This window comes from Microbacterium esteraromaticum (assembly GCF_028747645.1).
GTDB lineage: Bacteria > Actinomycetota > Actinomycetes > Actinomycetales > Microbacteriaceae > Microbacterium > Microbacterium esteraromaticum_C.
In genome coordinates, this window is the sequence record NZ_CP118100.1 from 2015211 (window position 1) to 2034769 (window position 19559).

Annotated in this window: 15 protein-coding genes; 7 read left to right on the forward strand and 8 right to left on the reverse strand. The window is 68.2% G+C overall.

The annotated features are described in order from the left end of the window. The first annotated feature begins 147 nt into the window (after positions 1 to 147). The 4 genes from PTQ19_RS09485 (at position 148) to sufU (ending at position 5208) form a co-directional block, all read left to right on the forward strand. Entirely contained in the window at positions 148 to 1374 is a 1227-nt protein-coding gene (locus PTQ19_RS09485) for a LysM peptidoglycan-binding domain-containing protein (protein WP_274367131.1), read from the forward strand. A 99-nt stretch (positions 1375 to 1473) separates the two neighbouring features. Further along, a complete protein-coding gene (pknB, locus tag PTQ19_RS09490; protein ID WP_274367132.1) occupies positions 1474 to 3411 on the forward strand; it encodes a Stk1 family PASTA domain-containing Ser/Thr kinase in 1938 nt (645 codons plus the stop codon). Between the two features lie 55 nt (positions 3412 to 3466). Further along, entirely contained in the window at positions 3467 to 4765 is a 1299-nt protein-coding gene (locus PTQ19_RS09495; protein WP_274367133.1) for an aminotransferase class V-fold PLP-dependent enzyme, read from the forward strand. Further along, entirely contained in the window at positions 4765 to 5208 is a 444-nt protein-coding gene (sufU, locus tag PTQ19_RS09500; protein WP_274367134.1) for a Fe-S cluster assembly sulfur transfer protein SufU, read from the forward strand. Before PTQ19_RS09495 ends, sufU begins: the two co-directional genes overlap by 1 nt. A gap of 10 nt (positions 5209 to 5218) precedes the next feature. Here sufU and PTQ19_RS09505 read toward each other — a convergent pair whose 3' ends face one another. Both PTQ19_RS09505 and PTQ19_RS09510 read right to left on the reverse strand, forming a co-directional pair. Continuing rightward, positions 5219 to 6556 carry a class II 3-deoxy-7-phosphoheptulonate synthase gene (locus tag PTQ19_RS09505; protein ID WP_274367135.1) on the reverse strand — a complete coding sequence of 446 codons (1338 nt, stop codon included), beginning with the start codon at positions 6554 to 6556 and terminating at the stop codon, positions 5219 to 5221. A gap of 62 nt (positions 6557 to 6618) precedes the next feature. After that, positions 6619 to 7311: a lysophospholipid acyltransferase family protein gene (locus PTQ19_RS09510; RefSeq protein ID WP_274367136.1), complete on the reverse strand. Its 693-nt coding sequence runs from the start codon at positions 7309 to 7311 to the stop codon at positions 6619 to 6621. Positions 7312 to 7428: 117 nt separating this feature from the next. On the opposite strand from PTQ19_RS09510, the gene PTQ19_RS09515 reads away from it, so the two are divergent. Next, positions 7429 to 9255, forward strand: a complete 1827-nt coding sequence (locus PTQ19_RS09515) for an AMP-dependent synthetase/ligase (protein WP_274367137.1) — start codon at positions 7429 to 7431, stop codon at positions 9253 to 9255. A gap of 84 nt (positions 9256 to 9339) precedes the next feature. On the opposite strand, the gene def is transcribed toward PTQ19_RS09515, so the two are convergent. From def to PTQ19_RS09530, 3 genes are read right to left on the reverse strand one after another with little or no spacing between them, the layout of a single operon-like run. After that, positions 9340 to 9831: a peptide deformylase gene (def, locus tag PTQ19_RS09520; protein ID WP_222446987.1), complete on the reverse strand. Its 492-nt coding sequence runs from the start codon at positions 9829 to 9831 to the stop codon at positions 9340 to 9342. Next, a complete protein-coding gene (locus PTQ19_RS09525) occupies positions 9831 to 11717 on the reverse strand; it encodes an AAA family ATPase (protein WP_274367138.1) in 1887 nt (628 codons plus the stop codon). Before PTQ19_RS09525 ends, def begins: the two co-directional genes overlap by 1 nt. Before the next feature lie 43 nt (positions 11718 to 11760). Further along, complete coding sequence (locus PTQ19_RS09530; protein WP_274367139.1) at positions 11761 to 15168, reverse strand: pyruvate carboxylase; 3408 nt, start codon at positions 15166 to 15168, stop codon at positions 11761 to 11763. A 94-nt stretch (positions 15169 to 15262) separates the two neighbouring features. Between PTQ19_RS09530 and PTQ19_RS09535 the strand changes: the two genes are divergently transcribed. After that, entirely contained in the window at positions 15263 to 16075 is an 813-nt protein-coding gene (locus PTQ19_RS09535; RefSeq protein ID WP_179410512.1) for a ParA family protein, read from the forward strand. A gap of 107 nt (positions 16076 to 16182) precedes the next feature. Here PTQ19_RS09535 and PTQ19_RS09540 read toward each other — a convergent pair whose 3' ends face one another. The 3 genes from PTQ19_RS09540 to PTQ19_RS09550 all read right to left on the reverse strand — a co-directional run bounded on the left by PTQ19_RS09540 (position 16183) and on the right by PTQ19_RS09550 (position 17998). Next, entirely contained in the window at positions 16183 to 16728 is a 546-nt protein-coding gene (locus tag PTQ19_RS09540; protein ID WP_179410511.1) for a MerR family transcriptional regulator, read from the reverse strand. A gap of 98 nt (positions 16729 to 16826) precedes the next feature. Then, positions 16827 to 17516: a MerR family transcriptional regulator gene (locus PTQ19_RS09545; RefSeq protein WP_206549578.1), complete on the reverse strand. Its 690-nt coding sequence runs from the start codon at positions 17514 to 17516 to the stop codon at positions 16827 to 16829. After that, positions 17516 to 17998, reverse strand: a complete 483-nt coding sequence (locus PTQ19_RS09550) for an FHA domain-containing protein (protein ID WP_179410509.1) — start codon at positions 17996 to 17998, stop codon at positions 17516 to 17518. Before PTQ19_RS09550 ends, PTQ19_RS09545 begins: the two co-directional genes overlap by 1 nt. 118 nt (positions 17999 to 18116) lie before the next feature. Between PTQ19_RS09550 and lpdA the strand changes: the two genes are divergently transcribed. Next, positions 18117 to 19514, forward strand: a complete 1398-nt coding sequence (lpdA, locus tag PTQ19_RS09555; RefSeq protein ID WP_274367140.1) for a dihydrolipoyl dehydrogenase — start codon at positions 18117 to 18119, stop codon at positions 19512 to 19514. Positions 19515 to 19559: the final 45 nt, after the last annotated feature.

The window sequence follows — 19559 nt, forward strand, 5'->3', positions numbered from 1 at the left end:
TCTCACCCCGGGGCCGACACCGCGCCGTTGGCACCGTCGAACGCGCCGAAACCGCATGAGTAACAGCTTTCACTTCTACCACTTCGGTTGACAACGCTATACAACCGTGTCAGCGTTTTCTCAGCGACTCAGGGGGAGAAGATTGACATGACGGCTCGCACCTCGCACACCGCGCCGCTCCGATTCGGTGCACCCGCAGCCGTGGTCGGCGCCCTCGCCGCTGCCCTGACGGTCTCACCCGCACACGCGCAACAGAGCGCGCCCGCTGCTCGCACCGCCGATCTCACGGCATTGAGCCCCACCGCGCTGAACCCGCGTCCGCACGCTGCGACGCCAATCCCGGCGGCGGTCACGCCGGCATCCACGCGTCCCACAACACACACGGTCCGCGCCGGTGACACCGTGTACGCGATCGCGATCCGCAACGGACTCCGCCCCGCAGACGTGCTCAACTGGAACGGCCTGAACGCACGCTCGGTGATCTACCCCGGCCAGAAACTCCGTCTGACACCGCCGGCAACCGCGCAACAGCCACCGAAGACGTCGTCTCCACAGCCGGTCACGCAGACCGGCGGCGCAGTGCACACCGTGAAACGGGGCGACACGGTCTACGCGATCGCAAAGAAGTACCGTTCCTCGGTCAGCGCCATCGTGTCCGCGAACGGCCTGGGGCGCAACGCCGTGATCTACCCGGGCCAGAAACTGCGGATCGGTGGGACGGCATCCGCTCCGTCCACACCGACGACGGGCGCCCCGACCACGGGCACGCCCAGCACGCCCTCCCCAGCGAAGACTCATCGGATCGTCGCCGGCGACACCCTCTACGGCATCGCAAAGAAGTACGGAACGTCGGTGAGCGTGCTGCTGCGCGCGAACAACCTGAGCAGCGGCGCGATCATCTATCCCGGCCAGACGGTGCGCCTGAGCGCGCCGGTGGCAGCACCGGCGGCGAGCGCCCAGCGCTACGCGACGCTCGACGCGACCCAGAAGGCGCACGCCGCACACATCATCCGTGTCGGGCGCGAGCTGGGCATCTCCGACCGCGGAATCGCGATCGCGCTGGCAACCGCCATGGTCGAGTCCTCCATGCGCAACCTCGACTACGGCGATCGCGATTCGCTGGGCCTGTTCCAGCAGCGCCCGAGTCAGGGCTGGGGAACGGCTGCTCAGATCCTCGACGCCGATCGCAGCATCCGCGTCTTCTACGGCGGAAAGCAAGACCCCAACGGGCGTGCGACGCGCGGCCTGCTCGACATCTCGGGCTGGCAGAACATGTCGTTCACCGGCGCCGCACAGGCCGTGCAGATCTCGGCGTACCCCGATCGGTACGGCCAGTGGGAGCAGCAGTCCTTCCGCTGGCTGGCCTCCCTGTGAGCGCGACACGCCGATGACGCGCCGGACGTCACCGGATCGATACCTCGTGCAGGTGCGCCGTTGCCGAGCCTCACAGCCGCTTCTTCATAGACTTCATCTGTGACTACTCCGCAGGCCGACCCCCTCATCGGGCGGCTTGTCGACGGCCGATACCGGGTACGCGCACGAATTGCACGAGGCGGGATGGCGACGGTCTACGTCGCCACCGACATGCGCCTGGAACGGCGCATCGCCCTGAAGGTGATGCACGCGCACCTCAGTGACGACTCGGCCTTCCAGAGCCGCTTCATCCAAGAGGCGCGCGCCGCCGCCCGGCTCGCCGACCCGCACGTGGTCAACGTGTTCGACCAGGGTCAGGACGGCGAACTGGCGTACCTGGTGATGGAGTACCTTCCGGGCATCACCCTGCGCGAGCTGATGCGCGAGCAGAAGCGTCTCACCGTCCCGCAGACGATCACGATCATGGACGCCGTGCTGTCCGGACTCGCCGCCGCGCACAGCGCCGGCATCGTGCACCGCGACGTCAAGCCCGAGAACGTGCTGCTCGCCGAGGACGGCCGCATCAAGATCGGCGACTTCGGGTTGGCCCGCGCCACGACGGCCAACACCGCCACGGGCGCTCAGCTGCTGGGCACGATCGCCTATCTGGCACCAGAACTCGTCACCCGCGGCACAGCCGATGCCCGTAGCGACATCTACGCGTTGGGCATCATGCTCTACGAGATGCTCGTCGGCGAACAGCCGTACAAGGGCGAGCAGCCCATGCAGATCGCGTATCAGCACGCGACCGAGCAGGTGCCGCGGCCGAGCACGCGCAACACGGCGGTCCCCGAGCAGCTCGACGAGCTCGTGCTGTGGGCGACCGAGAAGTCCCCCGACGATCGCCCGCTCGATGCGGGCGCCATGCTCACCCGGCTGCGCGAGATCGAACGCGATCTGGGCATCGCGCCCGTGGTCACCACGACCACCGCGGCGCACCGCGATCACGACTCCGGTGCGGTCACGAAGATCCTTCCGGGTGTCATCACGGCCGACCACACCGAGGACGTCCCGGTGGATGCCGACAACGCGGCCCGGCTACGGCGCCGCACGTCGCGACGTCGCGCGCGCGGCGCCCTCCTGCTGTCGCTCGTGCTGCTGCTCGCGGTCTCAGCCGGAGGCGTCGGCTGGTGGTTCGGTTCGGGTCCGGGATCGCTCGTGGGCGTGCCGTCGGTCGCTGGGATGAGCTACGACGATGCCGCGGCGGTCGTGACGGCCGAGGGGCTGATTCCCGAACGCACCGACGAGTCCTCTGTGGATGTCGACGAGGGCGACGTGATCGAGTCACGGCCCGGCGCGGGCGAACGGGTCGAGCAGGACAGCACGGTCACGCTCGTCGTGTCGTCCGGTCCCGCTCAGCACACGCTTCCACATCTGGGCGGCAAGACCGAGCAAGAGGTGCGCGACATCCTCACCGCGAACAACGTCAACGTCGAGGACGACACGGCGAGCTACTTCGCCGACCTCGACCGCGACCTGGTGCTGAACGTGCGGATCACCCCGCGGGGCAGCGATGAGAGCTACGCGTGCGGTACCGGCTGCGACGTCTTCGAGGACGACACGGCGCTGATCCAGATGTCGCTCGGTCCGGTTCCCAACGTCACGGGAAAGTCGCTCGACGACGCGATCACGACCCTCTCCGATGCCGGGCTGAAGGTCGCCGACGAGCGTCCCGAGGAGTTCAGCGACTCGGTGGCGGCGGGCGCGGTGATCCGCCAGAGCACCGACCGTCCCGGTGGGGGCAGCTGGCGCCCCGGTGACGCGCTGACACTGACCCTGTCGAAGGGACCGCAGCTGTTCGAGGTGCCCGATGTTGCGGGACTGACCCGCGACGAGGCGCGCCAGAAGCTCGAGGATGCCGGATTCACGGTCGACTACGCACCGTTCTGGAACGGTGTGCCCAATGGCCTGACCAAGGCCCAGAGCACCGATCCCGAGTCGGGCACGATGCACCGCGCCGGCACCGAGATCTACATCGTCATCAACGTCAGCGGCTGACCACCCCGTCCCGCCCGCCGGCCCCAGCACCGCCAGCGGATGAGAGGCTAGAACAATGAGCATCGGTACCGCGTCTCCCCCTGCGTTCAGCGACGAGGAGGTCCAGCGCCTGCGTGCGGACTTCCCCATCCTGCAGACGCGGGTCAACGGGCATCCGCTCGTCTACCTCGACTCGGGGGCGACCTCGCAGCGTCCCCTCGCGGTGATCGATGCCGAACGCGCGTTCACCACGACGCTCAACTCGGCCGTGCACCGCGGTGCGCACACGCTGGCCGCCGAAGCGACGCTCGCGTTCGAGGACGCCCGCACCGCTCTCGCCGACTTCATCGGCGCCGACGAGGACGAGGTGGTCTGGACCTCCAACGCGACCGAAGCGATCAACCTGGTCGCCTACGCGTTCTCGAACGCGTCGATCGGCCGCGGCGGCGCCGAGAGCGCACGGCTGCGTCTCGGCCCGGGCGACGAGATCGTGACGACCGAGATGGAGCACCACGCCAACCTCATCCCCTGGCAGGAGCTCGCCGCGCGCACGGGCGCGACATTGCGGGTGATCCCGCTCGACGACGACGGCGCGCTGCGCATGGATGCCGCGGCCGAGCTGATCGGACCATGCACGCGCCTGGTGGCGTTCACGCACGTGTCGAACGTCCTCGGGGTGGTGAACCCCGTCGAGCAGCTGATCGCCGCGGCACGCGCCGTCGGAGCACTCGTGCTGCTGGACGCCTGCCAGTCGGCTCCGCATGTCGCGCTGGACGTGCACGCGCTCGATGTCGACTTCGCGGTGCTGTCGGGACACAAGATGCTCGGTCCCACCGGCATCGGCGCGCTGTACGGGCGTCGCGAGCTGCTTGAGATCATGCCGCCGTTCCTGACGGGCGGTTCGATGATCACCACGGTCACCTCGACCGAGGCAGAGTACCTTCCGCCGCCCCAGCGCTTCGAGGCGGGCACGCAGCGCGTGTCGCAGGCCGTGGCACTGGCAGAGGCGGTGAGGTATCTGCAGGGAGTCGGGATGCCGAGGATCGCCGCGCATGAGGCGGAGCTCGGCGCGAGGCTCATCGAAGGCCTCTCGGCCCTCGACGGCGTGCGTGTGCTCGGCGCGGGAATCGATCTTCCGCGGGTGGGACTGGCGAGCTTCGATGTCGCCGGCATCCACTCGCACGATGTCGGGCAGTTCCTCGACGACGCCGGCATCGCCGTGCGCGTCGGTCATCACTGCGCACAACCGTTGCACCGCCGCCTCGGCGTCACCTCGTCGACGCGTGCGAGCACCTATCTGTACAACACCGCGGACGAGGTGGATGCCGTCATCGACGGCGTCGCCCGCTGCATCGACTTCTTCCGGAGGGCATGATGGCCTCGTCCGACCTGCAGGGCATGTACCAGGAGCTGATCCTCGATCATTCCCGCACCCCGTACGGCTTCGGGCTGCGCGACGCCGTGCCGTCGCAGTCCCACCAGCTGAACCCCACCTGCGGAGACGAGATCACCTTGCAGGTGCACACCGCGGCGGACGGCACCGTCGAGGCGATCGCGTGGGAAGGACACGGTTGCGCGATCTCGCAGGCATCCGCCTCGTTGTTCGCCGAGCTCGTTGAGGGCCTCCCGATCGCCGATGTCGAGCATCGGATCGCCGTGTTCCGCGAAGCGATGCGCTCACGCGGGCGCATCGCCCCCGACCCCGAGCTGCTCGGCGATGCCGCAGCGCTCGGCGGTGTGTCGAAGTACGTCGCCCGCGTGAAGTGCGCGATGCTCGGCTGGGTCGCTGCGGAGGATGCCCTCCGCAAGCTCCCCTGACCGCGTCGCGTCAGCGCTTCTCGAGCTCCTCGGCGACAAGGAACGCCAGTTCGAGGCTCTGCATGTGGTTCAGGCGCGGGTCGCACAGGCTCTCGTAGCGGGTCGCGAGGCCGGCCTCGTCGATGCGCTCCGAGCCGCCCAGGCACTCGGTGACGTCGTCGCCGGTGAGTTCGACGTGGATGCCGCCCGGGAACGTTCCGACGGCGCGGTGCGCCTCGAAGAAGCCGCGCACCTCATCGACGACGTCGTCGAAACGGCGCGTCTTGTACCCGTTGGGGGTGGTGATGCCGTTGCCGTGCATCGGGTCGGTCACCCACAGTGGGTTGGCGCCGGAGTCGCGCACGGCCTCAAGCAGCGGGGGCAGCGCGTCGCGGATCTTGCCCGCGCCCATGCGGGTGATGAACGTCAGTCGTCCCGGCTCGCGGTTCGGGTCGAGCTTGTCGATCAGCGCAAGAGCGGTCTCGGGCGTCGTGGTCGGGCCGAGCTTGACGCCGATCGGGTTGTGGATGCGCGAGAAGTAGTCGATGTGCGCGCCGTCGAGGTCGCGCGTGCGCTCCCCCACCCACAGGAAGTGCGCCGAGGTGTTGTACGGGTTGTCGGTGCGCGAGTCGATGCGGGTCATGGGTCGCTCGTAGTCCATGAGCAGACCCTCGTGCCCGGTGAAGAACTCCACGCGCTTGAGCTCCTCGAAGTCAGCGCCCGCAGCCTCCATGAACTTGATCGCGCGATCGATCTCGGCGGCCATGCGCTCGTAGCGCTGGTTGGCCGGGTTCTGGGCGAAGCCCTTGTTCCAGGAGTGCACCTCGCGCAGGTCGGCGAACCCACCCTGCGTGAACGCGCGGATCAGATTCAGCGTCGACGAGGCCATGTGGTAGCCCTGCAGGAGTCGACCCGGGTCGGCCTGACGAGACTTCTCGGTGAAGTCGTACCCGTTGACGATGTCGCCGCGGTACGCGGGCAGCGTCACGTCGCCCCGCGTCTCAGTGTCACTCGAGCGCGGCTTGGCGAACTGCCCGGCCATGCGCCCCATCTTCACGACCGGCATCGATGCGCCGTAGGTGAGCACCACGGCCATCTGCAGCACCGTCTTGATCCGGTTTCGGATCTGATCCGCCGTCGCGCCGGCGAACGTCTCGGCGCAGTCACCCCCCTGCAGCAGAAACGCCTCGCCCGATGCCGCACGTGCCAGACGCGCGCGCAGGTTGTCGACCTCACCGGCGAACACCAGGGGCGGCAGCGCCGCGATCTGCGACGAGACCTCGGCGACATGCTCGGCATCCGGCCACTGCGGCTGTTGCTTGATCGGAAGGGAGCGCCACAGGTCGAGATCAGAATGCGAGGAGTGCATCGCCCCAGCTTAGCCCTCGGAAACGACGCCGATCCGCCGTGTTTCGACGTTGTCGCGGGCGTTCAGCGCTTGGCGGTTGCGGGCAGGCGGTCCTTGACGGTGGAGGCATACACATCGTCGTACTGCTGCGCGCCCAGACGGTGCAGCGCGATCATGATCTCGTCGGTGACGGCGCGCAGGATGTAGCGGTCGTTCTCCATCCCCGCATAGCGCGAGAAATCGAGCGGTTCCCCGATGACCGCCCCCACACGCATCACGTTGGGGATCCGCTTGCCGATCGGCATCGCGGTGTCGGTGTCGACCATCACCACGGGGATGACCGGGACCTTGGCCTCCAGCGCCATCCGGGCGATGCCGGTGCGCCCCCGGTACAGGCGCCCGTCGGGGCTGCGAGTGCCCTCGGGATAGATGCCCAGCAGATCACCGCGCCCCAGAATCTGCAGGCCGGTGTTCAGCGAGGCTTCGGAGGCCTTGCCCCCGGAGCGGTCGATGGGAATCTGACCGGTGCCCTTCATGAACGCCTTGGTCGCCCAGCCACGAATGCCCTTGCCGGTGAAGTAGTCGCTCTTGGCGAGGAACGACATCGGACGATCGAGCAGCAGGGGCAGGAAGATCGAGTCCGCGAACGACAGGTGATTGCTCGCCAGAATCGCGGCGCCGGTGGCGGGCACGTTCTCTCGCCCGGTGATCCAGGGGCGGAAGATCGCCTTGACCAGCGGGCCGATCGCCACATACTTCATCAGCCAGTAGAACATCGTCTCGCAGTCTAGCGCCGCACGGCGTCTCGCGACCCAGTTCCATCTGGACTGCGACCTGATTCCATGCCATAGACTCGGATGATTACCCGCTCGACAGGTACCGAAGGAGCTGCCGTGGCCCAGTTCGAAGTCCCCGCGATCATCCCCGCCGACCCCGAGGGGAACGTCTCCGATCTGCTCGCGCAGCGCGTGCAGAAGACGCCTCACCTCGCCCTGTTCGGCGTACCGGACGGCGACGGCTGGCGTGATGTCTCGGCGAAGGACTTCGAGACCGCGGTGATCGCCCTGGCCAAGGGTTTCGTCGCCGCCGGCGTGCAGCCCGGCGAGAAGGTCGGTTTCATCGCGCGCACCACCTACGAGTGGACGCTGATCGACTTCGCACTGTTCTACGCCGGTGCAGTGATGGTGCCGATCTACGAGACCAGCTCGCCTTCGCAGATCCAGTGGATCATGGAGGATTCCGGCGCAACCGCACTGATCGTCGAGTCACCCGAGCACTTCACCCGCGCCGACGAGGTGCGTGGCGACCTGCCGCTGGTGCGCGAGGTCTGGCAGATGCACCTCGGAGCCATCGACACCCTCACCGCGCAGGGCGCGGACATCGAGGATGCTGAGATCGAGCGTCGGCGCAACCTCGCCCGGGGCGAAGACATCGCGACGCTGATCTACACCTCCGGTTCAACAGGACGCCCCAAGGGCTGCGTGCTCACGCACAGCAACTTCGTCGAGCTCTCCCGCAACTCGGCCAAGGCCCTCGACGAGGTCGTCTCGATGCCCGGCGCCTCGACACTGCTGTTCATCACGACCGCTCACGTGTTCGCCCGCTTCATCTCGATCCTCGCCGTGCACTCCGGCGTGCGCACGGGCCACCAGCCCGACACGAAGCAGCTGCTGCCCGCGCTCGGGTCGTTCAAGCCCACCTTCCTGCTCGCCGTGCCGCGCGTGTTCGAGAAGGTGTACAACTCGGCCGAGCAGAAGGCCGAGGCCGGCGGCAAGGGCAAGATCTTCCGCGCCGCGGCCGCCGTGGCCGTCGAGCACTCCAAGCTGCTCGAAGAGGGCAAGAAGGTGCCGTTCGGGCTGCGGCTGAAGTTCGCCCTGTTCGACAAGCTCGTCTACAGCAAGCTGCGTGAGGCGATGGGCGGCAAGGTCAAGTACGCGGTGTCGGGCTCGGCTCCGCTGGGTCCGCGTCTCGGCCACTTCTTCCACAGCCTCGGCGTCGTGATCCTCGAAGGCTACGGTCTCACCGAGACCACCGCACCGGCGACCGTGAACCTTGCGCACAAGTCCAAGATCGGCACGGTCGGCCCTGCGCTGCCCGGCGTGGGCGTGCGTCTGGCCGAGGACGGCGAGATCGAGGTCAAGGGCGTCAACGTCTTCAAGGAGTACTGGAACAACCCCGAGGCCACCGCGGCGGCGTTCGATGACGGGTGGTTCCGCACCGGTGACCTGGGCAGCTTCGATTCCGAGGGCTTCCTGACCATCACCGGCCGCAAGAAGGAGATCATCGTCACCGCCGGTGGCAAGAACGTCTCCCCCGCCGCGCTTGAGGACCCCATCCGTTCGAACCCGATCATCGGTCAGGTCGTGGTGCTGGGCGACAAGAAGCCGTTCATCTCGGCCCTCGTCACCCTCGACCCCGAGATGCTGCCGACCTGGCTGGCGAACAACGGGCTCCCCGCCGAGATGTCGCTCGCCGAGGCCAGCACGAATGCAGCGGTGCGCGAAGAAGTACAGCGCGCGATCGACCGCGCCAACAAAGCCGTGTCGCGCGCCGAGTCGGTGCGCAAGTTCACCATCCTGCCGACCGAGTGGACCGAGGCCAGCGGTCACCTCACGCCGAAGATGTCGATCAAGCGCAACGTCATCCTGACCGACTTCGCCGCCGACATCGCCGGGATCTACGACGAGCAGGTGCAGACCACGACCACGCCGCTGGGCTGATCAGCATCCGCAGATGAGAAATGCCCCCGCAACCGCGGGGGCATTTCTCGTTCTCTCACCACATTTCGACTCGCTGGCGCTCGCTCAAAACCAGTCGCTCTCCCGCACCTGGCGCATGGCCAGCTTGCGGGTCTCTCCCTCGAGGCGGCTCAGGTACACCTTGCCGTCGAGGTGGTCGGTCTCATGCTGCAGGGCCTGGGCGAGCAGCCCCTCGCCCTCGAGCACAACGGGACGGCCGTCGAGGTCGATGCCCTCCACGCGGGCCCACGGGTAGCGCGGGGTGTCGTGCCAGAGTCCCGGCACCGACAGGCAGCCCTCACCGGTCGGCACCGCCTCGCCACGCACCTCGGTGAGCACCGGGTTGATGACGTAGCCGATGTCGCCGTCGATGTTGTAGCTGAAGGCGCGCAGCGCGAATCCGATCTGGTTGGCGGCCACGCCGGCGCGTCCGGGCAGCTCGACCGTGTCGAGCAGGTCGGCGATCAGTGACCGCACGCCGTCATCGATCTGCTCGATGGGTGCGCTCACGGTGCGCAGCACCGGGTCGCCGTACAGGCGGATCTCGCGGACGGTCATCAGGCGCCCCGCGTCCGCAGGCCCTCGACGAGCACGGCGGCGACCTCGCGCGCAGCCTGGCGAGTAGCCGGCTGCAGGCTGGCGAAGTCGATCGGGCCACCACCGGCGATCTGGGGGTCGTAGGGGATGCGCAGCACGTGCGCGGCCCGCGTCGAGAAGTGCGATTCCAGCTCGCTCAGGCGCACCAGCGGCGCCCCGGGCGTGGACTGGTTCAGTACGACGATCGCGCGACGTGCCAGGTCGGCGTGCCCGTTCGTCTCGAGCCACGTCAGCGTCTCGGACGCCAGCCGCGCCTCGTCGACGCTGAGTCCCGAGACGATCACGAGCTGGTCGGCCAGGTCGAGCGTGGCGCCCATCACCGCGTGAACGATCCCGGTACCGGAGTCGGTGAGCACGAGCGAGTAGTACTGGGCGGCGACGGTGGCAACGTCCCGGTAGTCGGAGTCGCCGAACGCCTCTGAGACACGCGGGTCGGCGTCTGAGGCGAGCACGTCCAGACGCGTGTGGTCCCGGGCGACCAGTGCAGAGATGTCGTGGTACCCGCGGATGTCGTGCTGGGCACGCACCAGGTCGCGCACCGATTTCGTGTGCCCACCCACGACGCGTTCTGCGAGCGTGCCGCGGTCGGGGTTCGCGTCAACGGCGATCACTCGGTCGTCACGTGCATCGGCCAGTGCCATGCCCAGCAGGGCGGTCACGGTCGTCTTGCCCACGCCGCCCTTGCGGGACAGCACCGGTACGAACCGAGCGGTTCCTGGCATCTGCGCGGAGATGCGCGCGTTCAGCTGTTTGCGCTCGCGCGCCTTGCGGCTGTCGCCGACGTTGATGCGCCCGCCGGAGAGGGTGTACAGCAGGTGGCTCCAGGTGCCCTCGGGCTCGGGCTTGGCGATGCGCGACGGCTCGAGCAGACGATCGGCGGTGAGCAGGTCGGCGCTCTCGCGGCTCGCCTCACCCAGGTCGTCGAGGCGCTTGGATGCCAGCGTGATGTCGGCCGCGGGGCGCGGCTCTTCGGATACCCGCGCCACGGCGGCCGCGGGCTGGGTGCCCGCTGCGCGATGTTCGTTCGCCACCGGTGTGTTCTCCTCTGCGGGGTCGACCGAGAGCGGCCGAGCGTCGTTCTGTGCGGGCGACGGGGTTGCTGTCACCCGCTGCGGGGTCATGGCGTCGTGCAGTTGCGCCTTGGCGGCCGCCACGACCGATTCCAGGCGGGCGAGTTCGGAGGCATCCAGGTCATCCGCCCGGTCGGTGGAGTCGACGGCGGCCTCGGCGTCGTCGCTACCGGCATCGGTGTCGTCGTTGCCAGCTTCGTCATCGTTGCCCGCATCGTCGGCACCAGCATCCTCGTCGGCGTCGACGGTGTTCTCCGTCTCAGGTGCGCCTGCAGGCTGAGCGACGGCATCCACCTCGGTCTCGGCGCGCTCGGAGGCGTCCGTCTCTTCCTCGGCATCCATGTCGATCACGATCTCCGCGGTCTCCGGAGCGGCGGGGCCGTCGACCGGAGCCTCGTCGATGCGGGCAGCCGATGCGTCCGCGCTCTCATCGGACACGACCGCATCGACCTGCTCGGACGCCGGCGGCGCCAATTGCTCGGCGGGCAGCTCGATGACGATGTCGGGCGCCTGCTGCTCCATGCGCGCGACGGTGTCGGCGTCGGCGACGGCGGAGGTGTCGAGGATCAGCTCCGAGACGACCTCGGGCGTAGCGATCTCGCCATCGATGACCTCGTCGTCGACGAGATCGTCATCGTCCGCTCCCGTCGGCACCGAGACGCTCACCTGCGCGGTGGCACCGGGGAGCCCGATTCCGGCGATGTCGGACGACGGTGCGTCATCCAGCATTCCCAGGGAATCGTCCTCGGCGGGATCGACAGGGTTCTTCGGGGTCACGGTTCATCTCCAGGCTTCGGCGCGAAAATGCGCCCGCACAAGATTAGTGCTCCGCACGTATGACGACCAAAAGATCACCGGCGTCGACCTGCTGAGTCGAGGCGATCGCGAGCCGCTCCACGACGCCTCCGACGGGCGCGGTGATGGCCGCTTCCATCTTCATCGCCTCGATCGAGGCGACCGCATCGCCGGCCCGCACGACGGCGCCCTCTTCGACCTTCAGCGTCACTGCACCCGAGAAAGGAGCTGCGACCTGCCCGGGCTTGGACGTGTCGGCCTTCTCGACCTCGTGCGAGTCGACGGCCACGGACCGGTCGCGCACCGACACCGGCCGCAGCTGCCCGTTCAGTGTCGTCATCACGGTGCGCATGCCCTTGGCGTCGGCCTCGCCGATCGCCTCCAAGCCGACGTACAGGCGAACTCCGCGCTCGATGTCGACGGCGTGCTCCGCGCCAGGCACCAGCCCGTACAGGTAGTCACTGGTTTCGAGCGCCGACAGATCGCCGTACTCGTCACGGTTCTGCCGGAACGTCTTGGTCGGAACCGGGAACAGCAGTTCGTTGAGCATTCCGCGGCGCTGCTCGGCGGTGCCATCAAGTGCGGCCTGCTGCGTCTCGGTGAGCGGCGTGACGCGGGTCGTCGCCGCGCGTCCCGCGAGCACCTTGCTGCGGAACGGCTCGGGCCAGCCGCCGGGCAGGTCGCCGAGCTCACCCGACATGAAGCCCACCACCGAGTCGGGGATGTCGTACTTCTCGGGGTTCGCCTCGAAGTCGGCGGGGTCGGCCTTCACCGCGGCGAGGTGCAGCGCCAGATCGCCGACCACCTTCGACGAGGGGGTGACCTTGGGCACACGGCCCAGGATGCGGTCGGCCGCGGCGTACATGTTCTCGATCAGCTCGAAATCATCGGCGAGGCCCAGTGCGATCGCCTGCTGCCGCAGGTTCGACAGCTGACCACCGGGGATCTCGTGGTGGTACACGCGGCCGGTGGGACCGGGCAGCCCCGACTCGAACGGGCGGTACAGGTGCCGGGTGGCCTCCCAGTACGGTTCCAGGTCGGATGCCGCCTGCAGGTCGATGCCGGTGTCGCGCTCGGTGTGAGCGAGCGCGGCGATCAGTGCCGACAGCGACGGTTGGCTGGTGGTTCCCGACATCGGCGCAGCGGCCGCGTCGACAGCATCCGCTCCCGCGTCGCTGGCGGCCAGCAGGGTCGCCAGCTGTCCGCCGGCCGTGTCGTGCGTGTGCACGTGCACCGGCTGATCGAACCGCTCGCGCAGTGCGCGGACGAGCTTGCCGGCCGCCGCGGGGCGCAACAGGCCCGCCATGTCCTTGATGCCGATCACATGAGCGCCGGCGTCGACGATCTGCTCGGCAAGGCGCAGGTAGTAATCGAGCGTGTACAGCTCTTCAGCGGGGTCGAGCAGGTCGCCGGTGTAGCAGAGCGCCCCCTCGGCGACGGTGGTGCCGGAGGCAAGGACCGCGTCGATTGCCGGGCGCATCTGGGACACGTCGTTGAGCGCGTCGAAGATGCGGAAGATGTCGACGCCGGTCGCGGCCGCCTCACGCACGAACGCATCGGTGACCTCGGTCGGGTACGGCGTGTAGCCGACGGTGTTGCGGCCACGCAGCAGCATCTGGATGTTGATGTTGGGCAGTGCCTCGCGCAGCGCAGCCAAGCGCTCCCAGGGGTCCTCCCCCAAGAAGCGCAGTGCGACGTCGTAGGTCGCACCGCCCCAGGCCTCGACCGACAGCAGTTGCGGGGTCATCCTGGCCACATGGGGGGCCACGGCCACCAGATCACGGGTGCGCACGCGGGTGGCCAGCAGCGACTGGTGCGCGTCGCGGAAGGTCGTCTCGGTCACGGCGAGCAGCTGCTGGGCGCGCAGCGCAGCGGCGAACCCGGCCGGGCCGAGCTGCTGCAGCTGCTGTCGCGAACCCGACGGCGCCGGCGCGCTCAGATCGATCGCGGGCAGCTTCTGGGCGGGCGGTGTTGCCAAGGGGCTCTCGCCGTGCGGCTTGTTGACCGTGACGTCGACGAGCCAGTTGAGGATCTTGGTGCCGCGGTCCTTCGAGACGCGGCCGCGCAGCAACTCGGGACGCTCGTCGATGAACGACGTCGACAGATCTCCGGCCGCGAAGGCCGGATCGTCGAGCACCGCCTGCAGGAAGGGGATGTTCGTCGATACCCCGCGGATGCGGAACTCGGCCAGCGCACGGCGGGCCCGCGAGACGGCGCTCTCGAACGATCGGCCACGACAGGTGAGCTTCGAGAGCATCGAGTCGAAGTACGGACTGATCTGCGCACCCGCGGCCGTGGTGCCACCGTCGAGCCGGATGCCCGCCCCGCCGGGCGAGCGGTAGGTGGTGATCTTGCCGGTGTCGGGGCGGAACCCCTGGGTCGGGTCCTCGGTGGTGATACGGCATTGCAGGGCGGCGCCGCGCAGGTGGATATCACTCTGCTCAAGATGCAGGTCGGCGAGAGTGGCGCCGTCAGCGATCTGCATCTGCGCGCGCACCAGGTCGACGTCGGTGACCTCCTCGGTGACCGTGTGCTCGACCTGGATGCGGGGGTTCATCTCGATGAAGACGACCTCGCCGGCGCGCGGCCCCGCGGTCTCGAGCAGGAACTCGACGGTGCCGGCGTTCTGGTAGCCGATCGACTTCGCGAAGGCGATGGCATGACGGTGCAGGTCGGCGCGGATGCTGTCGTCCAGGTTCGGTGCCGGGGCGATCTCGATCACCTTCTGATGCCGGCGCTGCACCGAGCAGTCGCGTTCGAACAGGTGCACGGTGCCGCCGTGCCCGTCGGCGAGGATCTGCACCTCGATGTGGCGGGGACGCAGCACGGCCTGTTCGAGGAACATGCGCGCGTCGCCGAAAGCGGCGCCGGCCTCGCGCATCGCCTCGGCCAGCGCCGGCGCCAGCTCGCCCTTGGTCTCGACGCGGCGCATGCCGCGGCCGCCACCACCGGCGACGGCCTTGGCGAATAGCGGGAAGCCGATCTCGTCCGATTGCGCCACCAGCGCGTCGACATCATCGGATGCCTCGGTCGAGCGCAGCACGGGAACGCCGGCCTCGATCGCGTGCCGTTTAGCCTCGACCTTGTTGCCGGCCATCTCAAGCACCGCGGCCGGCGGACCGATGAAGGTGATGCCCGCGGCGGCCGCCTTCTCGGCCAGTTCCGGGTTCTCTGAGAGGAATCCGTAGCCCGGGTAGATGGCATCCGCACCGGCGTCGATCGCGACCTTGATGATCTCGTCGACGTCCAGGTACGCCTGAACCGGGTGGCCGCGTTCACCGATCTCGTACGCCTCGTCGGCCTTCAGACGGTGCAGGGATCCGCGATCCTCCCAGGGGAACACCGCGACGGTGCGCGCCCCTACCTCATATGCCGCACGGAATGCGCGAATCGCGATCTCGCCGCGATTGGCCACCAGGATCTTCTGAAACATGCACACCTCTGGAGAGGTCGAAGCACGCAGCTTGTGTGCGCGCTGGGCGGGGGCTGAGTGTCAACCCAGACTAGGGCACGGTAACGTGTAGCTCGTGCACGTACTCAGCGTCAGCTCCCTCAAGGGAGGCGTAGGAAAGACGACCGTGACTCTCGGTCTGGCTTCCGCCGCCTTCGCCCGCGGTCTTCGTACCCTCGTGGTCGACCTCGACCCGCAGTCCGACGTCTCCACGGGGATGGACATCCAGATCGCCGGGCGACTCAACATCGCCGACGTGCTGGCCAACCCCAAAGAGAAGGTGGTGCGCCAGGCGATCACCACCAGCGGTTGGGCGAAGGTGCACCCGGGCACGATCGATGTGCTCATCGGCAGCCCCTCTGCCATCAACTTCGACGGACCGCACCCCAGCGTGCGCGATGTCTGGAAGCTCGAAGAGGCACTTGCCGCTGTCGAGGGCGAATACGACCTCGTGCTCATCGACTGTGCTCCGTCGCTGAACGCGTTGACCCGCACGGCCTGGGCTGCCAGCGACCGCGTCATGGTGGTCACCGAGCCGGGCCTGTTCTCGGTCGCTGCCGCCGACCGCGCGCTGCGCGCGATCGAAGAGATCCGCCGTGGCCTCTCCCCCCGTCTGCAGCCCCTGGGCATCGTGGTCAACCGCGTGCGTCCGCAGTCGATCGAGCACCAGTTCCGCATCAAGGAACTGCGTGACATGTTCGGCCCCCTGGTGCTGAGCCCGCAGCTGCCCGAGCGCACGTCGCTGCAGCAGGCTCAGGGCGCGGCGAAGCCGCTGCACATCTGGCCGGGCGACTCGGCGCAGGAGCTGGCCGCCGACTTCGACCTGCTGCTGGACCGCATCATCCGCACCGGCCGCGTTGCCGTGCCCGAGAGCGGCTCGCAGGCGTAGAAACGCCGTCTTCTCTCTGCGGGGCGCGTTGCGCCCACCGCAGAAGGGCGCCTGCGCGCGGATGCGTGCAGAAGCCGATCAGCTTCGGATGGCTGATGCCCGGGGCGTTACGCCGTGCGCTTCTTGCGCCGTGCAGCTAGTTCGTCGACCGGGTCGGGCGCGGCCGTGTCGAGTTCGACCAGCGTGGACTCCACCTCGCGCAGCACCTTGCCGACGGCGATGCCGAAGACGCCCTGGCCGCGGCTGACGAGGTCGATGACCTCGTCGTTCGACGTGCACAGGTACACCGATGCGCCATCGCTCATCAGGGTGGTTCCGGTGAGATCGCGGATGCCGGCGACGCGCAACTGCTCGACGGCGGTGCGGATCTGCTGCAGCGAGATGCCGGTGTCGAGCAGGCGCTTGACGAGCTTGAGCACGAGGATGTCGCGGAAGCCGTACATGCGCTGCGAGCCCGAGCCCGAGGCGCCGCGCACGGTCGGGACGACCAGCTCGGTGCGTGCCCAGTAGTCGAGCTGCCGGTACGTGATGCCGGCCGCACGGGCGGCGACCGCGCCTCGGTACCCTACGGCGTCATCCATGGCGGGAAGCCCGTCGGTGAAGAGGAGTTCGGTCACGAACTGCGGGTCTTCCGCAAGCCCTTCCGCATCCATCTCAGTCTCCTCCTGATCGACTACCTCAACGCTAGAGCAGACCCCCCGCTCCGGCAACGACATCCGATGCAACGCGAAGGTGTGTCGCAACCTGTTCGTTACGAAAGCACGCGTTCGATCGACTGCTTCACCAGCAGGCGTCGCACGTCGTCGATGTGGGTGGCCAGCTCGGGCGCCAGTTCCGAGGCGCGCCCCCGCGAGGCGGCATCCGTGCGGGCGAGCAAGGTGGCCAGCGCCGACTCGATCAGAGCCGCCTCGCGCTCGGCGTTCTGCCGCATGGTGCGCAGGTGGCGCGGTTCGATGCCGTGCTTGGCGAGGGCCACCAGGCCCGACAGCAGGGTCGAGACCTGCTCCGGGTACGTCTCTGCCGCGTTGATGAGCCCCGCACTGATGGCGTCGTTGAACAGCTGCGGTGTGGCGCCCGTACGCAGCAGAAGGTCGTCGCGTCGGTGCTGGTGCACCGGCGTCGCGATGGAGGGCGGGGCCACCATCGGGATGCCGTCGGCGTCGGCCTCGGCCTCATCGAGCTGTTCGCGGATGACGCTGAGCGGCAGGTAGTGATCGCGCTGCAGGATCAGCGCCGCGCGCACGCGCTCGACGTCAGCGGCACAGAACTTTCGGTAGCCGGACTGCGTGCGGGCCGGCGATACGATGCCCTGCACCTCGAGGAACCGCAGCTTGCTCGTGGTCAGCTGAGGGAACTCCGGCGTCAACCGGGCCAGCACCTGACCGATGCTGAGAAGACCCGACGGCGCGGAGCGCCCTCGGGCGGCACCGCCCGGGGTCATCAGCCGTTCGCCGTGGCGCGGTCGGCGGGCGAGGCGAAGAAGTTCATGCGGAACTTGCCGACGCGCAGTTCGTAGCCGTCGGCGAGTTCGCTGCGGTCGACGCGTTCGCCGTTGACATAGGTGCCGTTGAGCGATCGCTGGTCGACGATCTCGAACACCGAACCCGATCGGGTGATCTCGGCGTGGCGGCGCGAGACGGTGACGTCGTCGAAGAAAATATCGGCCTCGGGGTGACGCCCCACGGTCGTCACATCGGCGTCGAGCAGATAGCGGGCGCCGGCGAGTGCACCAGCGCGCACCAGAAGCAGTGCCGAGCCCGAGGGCAGTGCGGCGATCGCCGCGGCCTCCACCTCAGTGAGGTCGGCACCGAAGGGCACGAAGGAGAGATCCGATTCGTGACCGAAAGTCTGCGTCACATCGTGACGCTGCTCACCGCTGCGATGGATCGCGCCTCCGGCGCTGTTCGTGCTGTCGTCTGTCACGGTTCTCCCTCCTCCGGCCTCCCAGCCTATCGGATCGGATCGAGCGCCTGGGAGTGCGTTCTACCGATTCACCCAGGCATCCTCCGCGCGATCGACGGCGCGGCGATAGGCTGAGAACATGCCACACTACGACGTCGTCATCCTCGGCGCGGGCCCCGGCGGCTATGTCGCCGCCGTCCGCAGCGCACAGCTCGGCCTTTCCACTGCGATCATCGAGGAGAAGTACTGGGGCGGTGTCTGCCTGAACGTGGGCTGCATCCCCTCGAAGTCCCTCCTGAAGAACGCTGAGATCGCGCACACCTTCACGCACAAGGCCGACTTCTTCGGCATCTCGGGTGACGTGAGCTTCGACTTCGGCGTCGCGTTCGACCGCAGCCGCAAGGTCGCCGACACGCACGTCAAGGGCATCCACTACCTGATGAAGAAGAACAAGGTGACCGAGTACGAGGGCCGCGGCGCCTTCACCGGTCCCAAGGCCATCACGGTCACCAAGTCCGACGGCTCGACCGAGCAGGTCACCTTCGACAACGTGATCATCGCGACGGGGTCGACCGTGCGCCTGCTGCCGGGCGTGCAGCTCAGCGACAACGTGGTCACCTACGAAGAGCAGATCCTCTCGCGTGAGCTGCCCGAGTCGATCGTCATCGTCGGCGCCGGCGCCATCGGCATGGAGTTCGGCTACGTACTGTCGAACTACGGCGTGAAGGTCACCATCGTCGAGTTCCTCGACCGCGCGCTCCCCAACGAGGACGTCGAGGTCTCGAAGGAGATCCAGCGCCAGTACAAGAAGCTGGGCATCGACATCCTCACCTCCACCGCGGTCAAGACCGTCACCGACAACGGCTCCAGCGTGCACGTCACGTACGAGACCCGTGACGGCAAGCCAGGCGAGATCACCGCGGACAAGGTGCTGATGTCAGTGGGCTTCGCCCCGCGCGTCGAGGGCTTCGGCCTGGAGAACACCGGCGTCGCGCTCACCGAGCGCGGTGCGATCGACATCGACGACCACATGCGCACCAACGTCGAGGGCATCTACGCCATCGGCGATGTGACCGCCAAGCTGCAGCTCGCACACGTCGCCGAGGCGCAGGGCGTCGTCGCCGCCGAGACCATCGGCGGCGCCGAGACCCAGACGCTGGGCGACTACCGCATGATGCCGCGTGCGACGTTCTGCCAGCCGCAGGTCGCCAGCTTCGGTCTGACGGAAGAGCAGGCCAAGGCCGAGGGGCGCGAGATCAAGGTCGCCAAGTTCCCGTTCAGCGCGAACGGCAAGGCCAACGGCCTGGGCGAGCCGGTCGGCTTCGTCAAGCTGATCGCCGATGCAGAGCACCTCGAGCTCATCGGTGGCCACCTGATCGGCCCCGATGTCTCGGAGCTGCTGCCCGAGCTCACGCTCGCGCAGAAGTGGGATCTCACCGCCCTGGAGGCGGCGCGCAACGTGCACACCCACCCGACGCTGTCGGAGGCACTGCAGGAGGGCTTCCACGGCCTCGCCGGTCACATGATCAACATGTGACACCCGTCGTCGAAGTGCCCGGTCCGTTGCGGACCGGGCACTTCT